Origin of the sequence: Microcoleus sp. B4-C2, assembly GCF_036705265.1 — a bacterium.
Classification (GTDB): domain Bacteria; phylum Cyanobacteriota; class Cyanobacteriia; order Cyanobacteriales; family Microcoleaceae; genus Microcoleus.
Genome location: NZ_JAUBUB010000055.1, coordinates 1 through 14538, shown reverse-complemented (window position 1 = coordinate 14538; position 14538 = coordinate 1). Strand labels below are relative to the sequence as shown.

Annotated in this window: 8 protein-coding genes; 2 read left to right on the top strand and 6 right to left on the bottom strand. The window is 46.4% G+C overall.

From position 1 onward, the window contains the following. Window positions 1–2: 2 nt before the first annotated feature. Window positions 3–2117, bottom strand: a complete 2115-nt coding sequence (locus QUB20_RS16865; protein ID WP_333247513.1) for a carotenoid oxygenase family protein — start codon at window positions 2115–2117, stop codon at window positions 3–5. Between the two features lie 578 nt (window positions 2118–2695). On the opposite strand from QUB20_RS16865, the gene surE reads away from it, so the two are divergent. Both surE and QUB20_RS16855 read left to right on the top strand, forming a co-directional pair. Further along, window positions 2696–3370, top strand: a complete 675-nt coding sequence (gene surE, locus QUB20_RS16860; RefSeq protein WP_333247526.1) for a 5'/3'-nucleotidase SurE — start codon at window positions 2696–2698, stop codon at window positions 3368–3370. Window positions 3371–4644: 1274 nt separating this feature from the next. Beyond that, window positions 4645–5517, top strand: a complete 873-nt coding sequence (locus tag QUB20_RS16855; RefSeq protein WP_333247515.1) for a pentapeptide repeat-containing protein — start codon at window positions 4645–4647, stop codon at window positions 5515–5517. A gap of 146 nt (window positions 5518–5663) precedes the next feature. On the opposite strand, the gene QUB20_RS16850 is transcribed toward QUB20_RS16855, so the two are convergent. The 5 genes from QUB20_RS16850 to QUB20_RS16830 form a co-directional block, all read right to left on the bottom strand. Further along, window positions 5664–6878, bottom strand: a complete 1215-nt coding sequence (locus QUB20_RS16850) for an FAD-dependent oxidoreductase (protein WP_333247517.1) — start codon at window positions 6876–6878, stop codon at window positions 5664–5666. Between the two features lie 388 nt (window positions 6879–7266). Then, entirely contained in the window at window positions 7267–8799 is a 1533-nt protein-coding gene (locus QUB20_RS16845; RefSeq protein WP_333247519.1) for an NAD(P)/FAD-dependent oxidoreductase, read from the bottom strand. Window positions 8800–9183: 384 nt separating this feature from the next. Beyond that, a complete protein-coding gene (locus tag QUB20_RS16840) occupies window positions 9184–9669 on the bottom strand; it encodes a CRR6 family NdhI maturation factor (protein WP_333247521.1) in 486 nt (161 codons plus the stop codon). A 174-nt stretch (window positions 9670–9843) separates the two neighbouring features. After that, window positions 9844–11772: a DUF3685 domain-containing protein gene (locus tag QUB20_RS16835; protein WP_333243233.1), complete on the bottom strand. Its 1929-nt coding sequence runs from the start codon at window positions 11770–11772 to the stop codon at window positions 9844–9846. A 47-nt stretch (window positions 11773–11819) separates the two neighbouring features. Beyond that, window positions 11820–14030, bottom strand: coding sequence for a hypothetical protein (locus QUB20_RS16830; RefSeq protein ID WP_333243231.1), 2211 nt, complete (start codon window positions 14028–14030; stop codon window positions 11820–11822). Window positions 14031–14538: the final 508 nt, after the last annotated feature.

The following is a 14538-nucleotide window of genomic DNA, read 5'->3' as shown; positions in this document are numbered from 1 at the left end:
TCTTAAGGAAAATGGGGGTACACCTCCTTCTCAAACAGCTCCTGAATCTTTCGCTCGTTTTGATTGACTAGCTTTTCGTAATCTTGTTTCACTGGAATCTTGTAACTAGCTTCTGGGCGCTTAGAAATCTGTCGCAACCATGCTGTATGCAACGTAAACCCAAACTTGAGTTTTGAATTATGCAATTGGCACAGGGGGCCATCTGACAGTTTGTTACCATTGAAAATCCAAATTTGATTTGTGGGCCCCAATTTTTTGTCTTCAAAACAAACAGCACAGACGATATAACCGTCTGTAGAACTTTCACCATCACCACGGGGTATGAACTGGGGTGATAGCGTCATGTAGCCGCAAGGGAACTCATAGCGATCGGCAATCACCATCGACATTGGGTGCAGCCTGAACAAGCAAGCAGGTTTACCCTTTTGGGCTAAGCGGATAACTTCTGAGAGCGGTATTAATCGGTACTTATAATCGTCGTACAGATCGACAATGTATTTTGTCATCAAATCTCGCCACAGTCCAAACGAACTCCAGTAGACATTTTCTAGCTTTCCTGGAGTCAAACCTGTAGGGAGCCTATCTAAGTAGGCATAGAGATCGACAGCCCATGTGGCGTTGATGTCGGAGATAACTTGGGACTCAATCAGTTGTCCAGTCTCTCCATGAATTATGTAGCGCCCCATTCGTCCGATGTCAGTCTCATCGTGTTCCATACCATGCAGGTAAGGTGGCACGGGTTTGTGGGGTTTGGAGGCTGAAACATCATACTTCCTAAGCCATTCAGCTACTTGCATTCCACAAAGGTGGGCAACGTGGAGAGTGATATTGCCATTGGGATTATCATAGTCCACCAAAAAATGGGCAGCTTCGAGAGGAATTACCACTTTCTGGGCGACGACTTCAACTTCCTGATTACTGCTAGCTGGACGCTGGCCTGCTTTTAGATCGGCACGGCGCACGATATAAATATTAGAATCCGGCAGAGGCGGACGTTCTAGTAATTTTCTCAAGTGCTGCTCTAGTTTTTTATTCTTCGGAAATGGGTTGTTGATTATCTGCTCCAGACCCGTAATGAAGGCGGTGTCCATCAGTACCACATAATCTTTAGTTACTCCTATTTGATGAATAGTTTGTTCAATTTTAACCGGCGTGCCATCTGGTAGCACTAGCTTCCATCGTTCCAGTTCGCCAACACCATCCCAGCAAACTATATAGGTAAAATCCTCCAATTCTTTCCCAAATATACTTCCAATGGAACTCATTAGGTTTTCAACTATGTCTCGGGAGAAGCCGAACACAGCACGGGAAATATCTTTCATGAAATCCGTTTGACAGAACCCCGTCAGTGCTACGATAATTTCCTCTATTAGTTGGGGAATTTCTTCGATCTCATAAACCCACTGAATGCCTTCTATAAAACTAGCCGCTGATCTGCCGTAATTAACTGTAAACATCTTACCTTCACCGGAATAATCAAAGGCAGGATGAGCCGTACTCAAAATACTTTTGCAAGGAAACTTCTTAGGATTAATTATTATGGGAATTTTGAGCTGATCAAGTTCCCCTCGCCACTCTTTATTCGATCCAACTGGTGTTACCACTTCCAGGCTGTCTGTATCAATTTCATAAGGACGACCTGCATCATAGGTAACTAGCAAGCGATCGCAGGAGTCCGCAGCAAATTTCATGGGTAGAAAAGCTGTATTTAATTGATTACGCAGACCCAGAGACATAGACAACCGAGCAATGCCGCGATTGAGGAATTTATACTTTTCATACTCGCCTCCAAGCTGTGTTGCTTTGTCAGCATAGTAATCTGGTGGCTTAACAAGGCGAGTCTTCACCCTCACTTCGCCTGGTCGATCAAAATCAAGCCTATAAATCATGCCATCGCCATTCAACAATGAGTCTCCGTCTGTAAATGGGAGTCCTCCTGATTCAACAGTGCCGACTGGAGCAACAATAAAGACGTGACCCTGTAAGTCATTTGGTAAGTTCCCTTCAATCTCCAGTTCAACGTTATCCAGTTCATCCTGCTTTGCGGTCATAATCGACTGTGGAACGGCACAGCCGTCTGTTACTGCTTTGGTATTGCTTTGAGTGAATTCGCTCATGTGGCTCTCCTGAGTTAAAATGTAATAATGGTAACAGTGTAGATAAGTATTTGATTTATGAATGGGAAATGAGGACTGTAACTTAGATACTATCTTTGATAAGGATTTCATATCTATTCTCCCATCCCCTGCCTCAAAGCGCAATTGGAATCGACATTAACTTATTATCGGCTCTCTCATACTTATGGTGATAACGCAAGCTAATAATTTAGCACGATCGAGGGTTTCAACGTTCAGTCTCAGATGCTTAGTATCAGGTGCTACTTTTAAGACAAAGCATCGGGGAGAGCCGAGGAAAAAATTATGTGATTAGATGTTTGCATCGACACTGATGTCATGAATGCTGCACTGGGGCAAGCGTAACAAGTCGCTTTAGCTGTCATATCAAGGTGCGACTGGGCTAAAATGTGGCGCGCCACATTTCTGGGGCAACTGTTGAATTAATGCGATGATATAAATGTGTGGCAATCCTCATACTGACGATCGCCACCAACCAACAACCAATTTGGGCTAAAGCTACCAGAAGGTTGCCATCCTCTGCGCTCTCAAATCGGTTCTATAAAACCGACACATTTTCAATGATAATTTTAACCAACGACGACGGCATCGATGCTCCGGGGATTCAAGCACTTTTGCAAGCAGTAAGCGGCAAGACAATTATGGTGGCTCCCCAAGGCCAATTGTCGGGCTGCGGGCATCAGGTGACGGCTCACAGTCCGATTCATGTCGATCGGCGATCGGAATTTGAGTATGCTGTAGGGGGAACACCGGCCGATTGCGTCCGCATCGCTCTTCATCATCTTTGTGCGAAGCCGGATTTGGTGCTTTCGGGTATTAACGCGGGTGGAAATTTGGGGGTTGACGTGTATATTTCGGGTACGGTTGCGGCTGTGCGGGAAGCCGCGATGCACGGTATTCCGGGCATCGCAATTTCCCACCGGATTAAAAGGCCGCTCGAAATTGACTGGGATGTCGCTACTCGTTGGACATCGCGGGTGTTGGCAGATTTGCTGAACCGGGAACCAAAGTCGGGGTGTTTCTGGAATGTGAATTTGCCACATTTAGCGCCGGGAAGTGCGGAACCGGAAATTGTGTTTTGCCAGCCTTCGACGCAGCCACTGCCAGTGGTTTACCGGATGGAGGGAGAATACTTTTATTATGCGGGAGAGTATGGGTCGCGCGATCGGGCACCGGGGACTGATGTTGACGTGTGTTTTGAGGGTAATATTGCAGTTACTGAGATATCGCTGTGATGGGATTTGATGGATTTAGGCGATCGAACTATCTTTTTTTTCAACCAAGTCTAAAAAAATGGTGTTAAATTCGATCGGCGACAGAATGTTTGATATTCATGGCTAAAAACAGATTTCATTATACTTTGGGTTTAGCACTGCATATTCCCTAGATATAATAAACCTGTTTTCGGATTATCCCAAAATAGGATATTTAAATCTGTTAAAAATCGATAGTAATGACAATTACACAAAATTAATCGCAATTCCGAGAGTGGCCGCTATCTCTACTTGCGGCCGTCCGTGCTACCATAATTTTTTTTGTCATCCTTCGGCTTAGCAACACCATCAGGTTGTTTCTTTGGCTTTTTGACTTCTTTGTTGCTTTTTCTTTCTTTTGACATGATTCTTCCTCAATTTTGACTCAGCATAACATAGATTGACACATTTGCCTAACTGCAAGTAGACGAGGTGCTGCTATACAGATATTAATCGCTGTTAGTTTTGTACCATATGCAGTATATTATCCGCTAGGTTTTGAACGAATACCCTCTACCGTTAGGCATATCGATAAATTCCTCAGAATTACAATGTCTGAAATTACTTTTCACCCGATCGACTAAAGGAAATATTGAAAAGCACGAGCAGAACTGCTGCGAGACTACCGAGAAAAATTCGGGCTGATTAAGCTGTTGTTCCACATCTAATTTTCCTGAAAAATGACCAAGAATTTCAAAGGTGGTACCCGCCACGTGATTTATCCGTGGAATCAATCCAAAATCTAAAATCTAAAATCCTCACGCCCCCGAATTTATCTCGCGCAAGTCAATCCAAAATCTAAAATCTAAAATCTAAAATCGAATGACAGTAGATAAAATATGGAGCTATGACCATGCCAGTCTTCGCGACACCGGGCGCAAAAACAACAACAAATTTGCCGTCTCCGTTTAAAAAAAGCTGTTAGCCACAGTGGACAATAAGAATATTGATTTTAACTATTGATTAACACTTCGGACAGGGTTTGATGGCTTACCTACTGAGAATAATGGTTTCACGGATCTCAGTACGATCGCCACCCTTGCCGAAGCACACTAGAGACCCACGATAAATCAAGGGTTTCAGACTATGACCTCAAAACGGTCGGGAGTCTGGAAAAAGCACAAAGTATATGTATAAATATAAAGTTAATTGTCAGCTTTCTTGAAAGTGCGATCCAGTCCGCTCCTTTTGAGATAAAATACTTATAAAGAGTGTTTATTTCTAGATTAATTTCCGCTATAAGGAATGTGACCCGTATGGAAGTAACCGAGCTGCTCAAAGAGTACGAAAATGGAAACAGAGACTTTGCTGACGCAAACCTCAGCGGAGCAAACCTCAGCGGAGCTATGTTAGTTGGCGTCAACCTTTCAAGGGCTAACCTGTCGGGAGCTAACCTGAGTCGGGCGCATCTCACCAAAGCAGAACTCAACGACGCAAACCTTTACAGGGCCAATCTGAGTTTTGCCAAAATGGGTCAAGCCAGACTAGCGGACGCAGAGCTCACGAAAGCCAATCTCAGCGGAGCTTTCCTCGTCAAAGCAAAACTGCCCAGGGCAAAGTTGAGTGGCGCCCAACTCATCGGTAGCAACCTGCGAAGCGCAATCCTCTGGAACGCCAATTTGTGTACAGCCGACCTGCAATTCATCAACCTGCGAGGCGCCAACCTCACAGGAGCCAACCTCAACTGGGCAAACTGCGGAGGGGCAAAACTCAGCGGTGCAAAGCTTTTTGGCGCTCAACTAACAGGCATCTATCTCAGGAAAGCTTACATCAATGGCATCGACCTGAGCAGGACGGATCTCAATGGCGTCAACCTGAGCGAAGCCAAACTGAACGGGGTAAACCTGGAAGGCTCGAACTTGTTAGCTGCCAATCTCAGCGGGGCTCAGTTGCGGGGCGTCCAGTTGATGGGAGCAGATTTAACCAGGGCAAATCTGGTGGGGGTTTCTTTGGTGCAGGCAAACCTCGATTGGGCTAGGCTGTGCTATGCAGACTTGAGCGAAGCCGACTTGAGCGGCGCAAGTTTCACGGGAACCAACTTTGAGGGTACTCAGTTAGCCGGATCAACAATCCCCCCATCTTTGAGCAATGATGTCTACTTAACTGCAGCACGTGGTGTCGCAGCTTAGGCAAGGCCAAAAATTAATTTCGCATCCGAGTGTACGACTCTCGCATTGGTTTAACTTTTGATGCCGACATCATTACTTTTGTGAGAGTGTTGCACCGGCAAGAAATTTACTGATATTTGCGAGAGTTTGTAGCATCACAATTGAGCTCACCCGATTAATTTCGCGACTCGCAAAGCAGAGGTAATGGCTCCTTCGTGCAAACCATCCCCCAAATAAGCTCCCGCATGATAAGTGTTGTTCTCGCCATTAGTCTCGATAACTTCATTTCGATATCGAAAAGACTCGACAGTGTACAGCGGCGTGTGATGTTTCTGAATGTGAATAATGTGCTTTTGGGCGATCGACTCCTGCAGTTGAAAAGCTAAACTGTACTCTCGTGGCGAGGAGATACCGCAAAGCTGATTCAAGCTCGCATTATATCCCCATCCCTTGTCCGTCTCGAAAAAATCAAATTCTGATAACTTGCGGATACCATAGCGATCGTACATCGATGTATCCGAATGCAGTACAGTGGTGGCATAATTCGCTTTCCACGCCGAAAACCGCTTCGTTTCCGCATCAGTCGGATCAGACAATAACCTCATCACTTGATCTGGTGGCATCGCAAAAACCACCTTCTTAAATTCCTGGATTTCCCCATCAGAAAGCACAATTTTTACAGCATTCGCACTTCTAAAAATATTGGCAATCTCCACATTTAGCCGTATATCGCCCTTAAATCGCTCCAAAATCTTTTCAATGTAAGAATACACCCCGCCTTTAATCCTCACCCAGTTGACCAAGCCATATTCGCGTAGAACAGGCATCGCTAATTCGGCCGGGAAATTGTCGAGCAATTCAAACGGTATCGAGTAGCTGTACATCGTCAGCAACTTCAGCCAATAATTGCGGACGCACGAGCTTTTCAAAGACTCAGAAAGCGACACATCGTAGAAATCGTGCTGTTTAGCAAACCGCATTTTTAAAATAAATCCCGCCGAACGAGCGTAGAGACTATCAAGTCGCAAATACTCGATCAGGCGTTGGATTCCGGTGAAATTATTTTGGATAGATACCGCAGACAAAAAGTGGGTGCCATCTTTAAAAAACAGCGCTGAACCAATCTGCACGGGTTCTAATTCAACGTCTAGCTCCTGCATAAAAGCCACGAAATTGTAAAACACCGTGGGAAATTCCAGCACGCCATTTTCTAATATTTCATTGCACTCAGATTGATTGGGTACAAAATTTTTGTTCAGCGTCCGAATGTGTCCGCCTAAAATCGGCTGACTTTCCAACACAGTGACGTGATGTCCCTGTTTATCGAGCCAGTAGGCTGCTGCCATACCGCTCGCTCCGCCCCCAACAATTGCAATTCTCATAGTTCACTCCTAGATTGATAGGTTATACCATTGTGGATTTTGTATTTTCGATTTTTGATGAAATAAGTGGGAATAATTGATGAAGCTAGTGGTCGGAATATTGCCTACGGTTGCATTCTTTTGACGAATTGTATTTGATAGCTATTACAACACTTACCTCTAAGGTTTATATGTAGGTACACACTGCAAACTGTACCGCTATTGATTAGTTGAATAGATATTAATTGAATGCCGATATTATCGGTACGAAACGGCAATCATCTATCCCTACAAATCTTGCCGGCGAGGGACAGGGCATTGCCGTTTCCTGACAGATATCAGCAAATTTTGGGTTTCGCAAAGCCTCAACCCAACCTACGAGATATCGCCGTTATTTAATTGGCATTGCTTAGCCTAAAATCGCATCGCCGGATAAACGTTGATAAAGCAGCGCCCCCGTCCAAAATGTCGGCGCAAAGCCTGGATAGCCCGAAGAGGCGTTGCAGAAATAGAAATTGTTGAGGGATGTTTCATGATTTAGCCGATCGACCCCCATGTTGCGGGGCGTCAGGCTGGAACCGTAGGAATTACCGTTAGGACACCAACAGAAGCGCTCGTTAGTCGTCGGACTTCCGGTAATATGAAACACCATGTGTTTGCGGAAATTCGGAACATAGTGTTTTTCAACTACATCTAAAATCGAGTCCAGAATCTCTTGTTTCTTCTGTCTGTAAGCTTTGCGATCTGTTTCCCAAAGTTGTTTAAAATAGCTGTAATTAGCAACAGTCAGAAATTCGACAATTTGACAATCTTCTGGACAATCCCGCCGCGCTTCCGTTAGTAAAGTTGGCGTTGTAATTGCAAAACTCGGACGAGAAAAATCATTGTGCTCATACATTTGAGCAAAAGCTTCATTTAGATCCAAGTGTTCCGAATGAAACGTATTCCACTTGCCAAATCCATAATCTCGGAGATCGATATCTTTGACAACGCAGTACACCATGTAGTTAGATGCAGAATACTCATAGTTGAGTTTTCGCCGCACTTTTTTAGAGAACAGTTCCTCTCCAATCATTTTGGCCGCTCTTTTCGGGTCAAGGTTGCAAATCACCGTGTCGCCCGTGAATTCATGGGTTTGATGGGTGGTCAAATCCATCGCTTCAACTCCCGTTACTGTTCTGTTTGTCACCCTAAAATTCGTGACTTCATGGTTTAGTCGAACTTTCCCTCCGTTGGATTCAATGACTTTAACTAAAGAATTGATGACAGATTCAAAATGCTGCGTCGGGTAAAATGCGCCTTCTTGATAGCCTCTAAACAAGGCAATCCAAGCATAGAAAGAAAGCTGATTTGGAGGCAGCAAAAAGTCCGGCCATTGCAGGGCTAATAGGGTTTGGGCGGCTTGCGGGAGTTGGAACTTGTCGAAAACGTCCTGAAGTGTACTATTTAGATGTTGGACAGCACAGAATACGTCACCGAAATTTTTGAGCAATTCAATTGGTTTGACGGGAGGAGCGAGTTTTCTGAGTCCTTCGCCGGTTTTCTCGACTTCGTTGACGAATTGGCGAATTCTCTCGCCCGCTTCGGGAAACAGCGCCGACAATCTGCGGATCAGTTCCTCTGGTTCCGAGGGAATATCGAGCGCATACCCAGGCATTCTCATGTGGTCGTAGCCATTCGGATCGTACCGTTCAAAGGTGACATCTCGATCGAGACCGAGTTTTTTGAGAACTCGATTGACTGTATGTCCTTCGCCGCAGTCCCAAACGTAGTGGAATTGGGCATTAAATGTGTATTTTTTGGCCATCGTAAAGGTGTGACCAAAGCCTCCGGGATGCTCGTGAGCTTCGAGGATGTGTACGGTTTTGCCGGAGTTTGCCATCAAAGCTCCGAAAACCAGTGCTGATAAACCACTGCCGACGATGAGGTAATCTGTTTTCATGGTAAATTTCCTCGATCGATTGAATCGGGCGATCGTTGTTTATTTAAACTAGCTCTCAATTCTGAGAAAATTGTGAAGAGGACTTACCACGCTATTTGTGGGGTACGCACTGCGTACCTTACGCCTTTTTGGGCGGGCGGGACGCCCACCCCACAATAGTGTGAAGCATCTAAATTTAGGCTCGCGAATTAAATAACTTACAATTTTAATTGTTATTGTGGGATGGGCGTCCCGCCCGTCCTTTTTGGGCGGGCTAGAAGCCCACCCCACAATAGTGTGAAGCATCTAAATTTTACAGTCAAGTTTGAGCAAATTCTTGTGGGGAGTAGGGGTTGGGCGTCCCGCCCGCCCAAAAAATACAATTTAGGTGGGCTTACTTACAGCTTATTTGTGCGGCACGATCACATCAAAAAAAGCATCCTCCAAATCATAACCAAACATCTGCGACATCGCCATCAACTTCGATTTACTGGGAATTCCCTGCTGATTCAACCAATCAGTCAACACAAAAATTTTGCTCATCAAAAACATTTCCAAAGCTTCAGGATTGTACTGAATACCTTGGGTTCGGTGGAACTGGTGCGGCACCAACATCGCGGCATAGCGCGCCAATTCTCCCGCTTTCCAATCCAGCAAAAATGGCAGCCAAGGATAACAAGCATCCAAGCGAATAAACCACAGCCGCACTTCGGGAATTTCTGAAATTTCTCGCGGATCTAACTCTTCGCGCGGATACTCAATTTCAAATTGTAGCTGTTGTTCGTTTTGGGCGATCGCTCCTTCGGCCAGCCACTTTTCAATCACAGTCCGCACCGGAGACAAATCTAAACTGTTTATGCGATCGGCATCTATCGCTATCATAATACTCATAAAAAGTCAACCCCTTTTAAATTTTAGATTAATCCCACAGATAAATCCGGGGGTTCACGATCCAATTGCTTTTGGTCAACTGTCTACCATTTAGTTATCATACCACCAGCTATAAATATTTTAGCTCACTCATAACTATCAACTAATGACTAATGACTAATGACTAATGACTAATCACCCATTTTTCCCAAACTTACTATCTTGCAAAGAATTACCAATCCCCTGGATAATTCCCCGCCCGATCAAACCAATTCCCCGCCCTATCACCTGAGTCAAAACGTAAACAACGCCAGCACCCAACAGCGAAATAACCGCGCGAACTCTAGGTGCGATCGCATCCCTGGTTTCCAGCAGCAAAGTCAAGGCTAACTGCCACCCAGACAACTGTGCTAACTCCAGATTTCTAGGAGCATAAATAGAAATTCTCTTAATTCCTGAATCGCCCAAAACAAACAGCCAAAACCTGCTTTCAAAAATAGCTTTCGGTTCCACAAAATATCTATCCCAGCTATATCTCCAGGACAAATCATTGCGAAATCTCTCAATTTCTCGCGTCGAAATCAACTTTCCATCGTAAAAAATTTGCTTGATTTCTTCAATATTTGCCAAATTATTTAGTAGAGGCTGTACTACTCCGCTAGCAACTTGGATTGCCAAATTTTCTAACAAAGCTTCAGCTCGCTGCATCGCTTCCGGGCTGCCAGCAACACAAGAAACATTGTCAACTGTTAGAGGAGTTTCAAATAGCAAATGTGCAAAAAAATCAACAGTCATCGGTATTTTGTCAAGGATTTCGGCTGCAACTACATCAGCATCTGCTAGCAACTGCGGTACAACTTCTACGCTGCTGCCTGCCCAGATGTCAGTAGCGCTTTCCCCTTGACTTTCTCCCAGTGTCAAGCTGGTTTTACTGCCATCAAAAACCAGATTTTCTTCCGTTTGCAGTGTATAGTATCTGCCAAAAAAATCTATGATTGTCGCCTGCCACAAATCCCGTAAAATAGCAGGCATTTTTTGCGACAATTGAGTTTCCTGCACTTGCGAAAAGCGCAATTCCTCCAGCAAATCCTTTAACTTCCGCAGGATGGAAGTCATCAATTCACGCTTTTTGGTCGATCGCAAAATATCGATTTCCAAAGGCAAGCCAGTCAAATTCACCAAATCAAACTGCAATTTAGCTGCCGCCGAGTCAAACAAGCTACCTTGCCAATTAGTTGCAACCACCAAAGATCCCGCCAAAACTTGGGACTTCGCTAATTGCGATTGAGAATTCTTTAACAAATTCTCGCCTCTAATTTCTTCTTTCTCCCCTCTGCCTTCTTTCCTCTGCTTTCTTCCTTCTGCCTTCTCCCCTTTCCCTTCAAATAATAACTGACTGACTATCCAGCGAGCTGCGAGCAATTCCCTGCGGCGCCCGCTGAGTACAACCCCATCTAAAATAGAAGGCAAATCTGTCGGTTCGGCGGCTCTAATATCTTGCAAATCAGCTTGAACAACCGCCAAAGTTGCATCTATTTCGCGCAGTCCAGAGAGGCACAAATGAGCCAGCATTTTTTTGTGTACTGGCGTATCAACTGTCGAATTCTCTGCATTTTTATCTACAATTACTGCGGATTTTTCTACTGTTTGAACCACCGCTGCGTTTAGTTCTGTTTCCGAGTTAGCTGCCGCATCCGGCGCCCAATAAGTGCAACCAGACGCCACAGCGCGAATAGCTTCGATTGTCAGGGAAATATCTCTACCTTTAGGACAATAGCCATTCGCGCCCGTCGCCTGTAACTCCGCCAACAGATCCGGTGTCAGCGGCCCGCCTAGCAGCAACAGAGGCAGGTTGGGGTACAAACTTTTGAGTTGGCGACAAAATGCCACCGCCTCTATTTGACCCGATCGCAAATTTAGGGTCTCAACAGCCAAAATTACCAAATCTGCGGGCTTCTTGGCTGCTCCAGAGTCGAGCGAGCGAGTTTCTAGAACTCGCAAAGCCTCGGTTGGGGTTGAAACCTCTGCAACAACTTGCAAGTCTGGATACTGCTCGCAAGCGATTCGCAGCCCCAGCCGGAAAATGGGGTCGCCTTCGATCGTCAGCACTTGGAAATTACTCACTTGATTTTAGATTTGAGATTTTAGAGAGCGATCGCGCGAAAACCCAATTACTCCGGGAGCAAATTAGCATCAGGAGGTCCAACCGATTCAGGAATCGAGGGTGGCGCCGGTTCTGGAGCTGGAGCCGGAGGAGCCGGTTCCGGAGCCGGAGCCGGGGCCTGTTCTCTCGCGGGTGGATAGTAAGGTTCCGGCTCCGGAGCGGGTGGATAGTAAGGTTCCGGTTCCGGCTCTCTCGCAGGCGGATAGTAAGGTTCCGGCTCTCTAGCAGGCGGATAGTAAGGTTCCGGTTCCGGCTCTCTCGCAGGCGGATAGTAAGGCTCTGGCTCTGGCGCGTACTCCTCCTGTCGCGGAGCTGGCGCGTACTCCTCCTGTCGCGGAGCTGGCGCGTACTCCTCTGCTGGAGCTGGCGCGTACTCGCGAGCGGGTTCCGGCGCGTACTCGCGAGCGGCTTCCGGCGGGGGCGCACTGTTGGCTCTGAGTTCAGCACTCCAGCGCCCGATCGCACCTGCCGCCTCTGAATACAGCGCCCTACCGTAACCGATTTGGGAAGCAGTATCGATCGCCGCTCCTAGACTGCCTTGAGATGCCAATTCCGCAGCGCGATCGAGAATCGGTCTGTCTTGAGCCACTTGCAGTTCGCTCACCCACTGATAGACATTATCCTGAGCTTTCGCGTACAAAATCCTACCGCTCTTAATTGCCGAAGCTTTTTCAATAGCAGCACTAAGTTTTCCTTGCTTCGCCAGGGCGATCGCTTCATCCAAAAAAGGCTGATCTTGAATAACTTCTATGCGTTTCGTCCACTCAGCCAAGAGAGTTTGCGCTTCTATTCTGCGGGGCCGGTTTTGAGCAACCAGGACTAACTGAGCCATGCCACCCTTGAGTCCTTCAACCGTTTGCGTTTCTGCCAACTGCTTCGCCAGAGTCAGAAAAGATTGGTCTTCTATCCGCTGAATTTCCCGGCGCCAAGAAGCCACTAAAGTTTGAGCGTGAATCCGCCGCGGCTGCTTGATTCCGATAGTTTGCGCTTGCTCGATCGCGAGTCCAAACGTCCCTATGTGACCGAAACTCGCGATCGTACTCGCCACTTGCAGCCGCAGCAAATCTTGAAACTGCACCTGCAAATTTTCAATTTGAACTTGAGCTTGCTTGTACAGAGGGCGACCCGGAGCTATTTGGCTAGCAGCCCCCTTCCCTTCCAGCAAGCTAAAAATGTGTTGTGGCAGCGGAGTTGATATCGACTGGTTCCACGTCACTGCCTGAGCCCTACCCAACTGCATCAAATCTTGAGCTTCCGCAAATAGTAGCGAATCCTGTGGCACAACAGAAGCAGCCTCGATCGCCCCCGGCAAATCTTTCGCCCCCAACCGCTTAGTCGCCATTGCCAGCAAAGTCCGGCTCCAGCCCTCAATTTCCTTCTCAGCTTTAGCGCGGGCAAAAAGCTGCGAGTCTATTTTTCGAGCTAGGACGATCGCCTCAGCGAACTTTTGCGGAGTCTCGTCCTTCGCCAAATCTCTAGCCTCTTGCAAGCGCTGCCAGCCGTTTCTTTCCAAAGAAATCTGCCCTATCAGCTCGTTGTAACGCTTCTGACTCCAGAAAATATTTTCCAGCTTGAACAAAGCTTGAGCATAATCCCAAGCCTTCCTTAAATCCTCACTTTTCAAAGCTGCTAGGGCTGTATCGTAGAGTTTTTGGCCCTCCTGCCAATTTTTTTCCCAAGCAGTCACAGCCTCTTCTACTTCGGGGTAAGACCGACTGGTTTTCGGAATTTTCGCCACAATCTCCAGAGCACCTTTCAAATCGCCCCTCTCAATTTTTGCCCTGGCAAATCCCAGAATGGCCTTCGACCATTCCCCTATCAAATGTTGACCTTGCGAGTATAGCGGATGTTCTTTCGGCCAAGCCTGCACCAATGCCATTGCCGATTCTAGCTGTTCTAGCTTGCCCGACTTAGCAGCTTGCTGAGCGCAGTAAAGTCGCTCTCCGTCCGCCGCCAGCGGCGACAGTTGCTGGCAATTGGGCGGTGGAGGCATCGTCAGCAACCACAGAAATGCAGCGGCCCCCGTTACTCCAAATCCCACCAGGAGACTCAGCCAGATAAGCTGCCACTGCCAAAAAGTTCTTTTTCCCTCGCTCGGCGCAGCCGTTACGAAGGAACTCGCATCGCCTGTCGCCTCTGCACTGAACTGTGCCGTCGGTTTAGGGGATGGGTTGTATTGCGGTGGTGTGTGGAATTGGTCAGATTGTCGTCTCGCCATTACTTCAGCCTGTCCTGTAATGCGCTCTAGAATGTGACACTCCTACATCAAATCTATAGATTGTGATGTGGGCTTCTGACTCCTGTTAAGGAGATCGAGAACTTCCTTCAAGGTACTGGCAATCTTTCCCTCTACGGCGTTTTATAGTGAGGTTTGTGTCTGGCCCCACTGGTTGCTTCCGAGTATTTTATGCTCTCGAAGCACGTAAATCATACCAGTTATCAAACATTTATTGACATATTCCGGGGCAGTTTAGCAGAAAAAACAGTATAAAGCCCGTCAGTCTATCAATTTTAGATTTTAGATTTTAGATTTTAGATTTTAGAATTGACTCTGCACATGAATTGTGGGAGGGATTCAACTAAGCTCTCATATTAAATCCGGGTCAGAATTTTCCTGACCAGACTCAGCAGTTTAAACCGCCCAGCAATAATTTTAGATTTTAGATTTTAGATTTTAGATTTTAGAATTGACTCTGCACATGAATTGTGGGAGGGATTCAACTAAG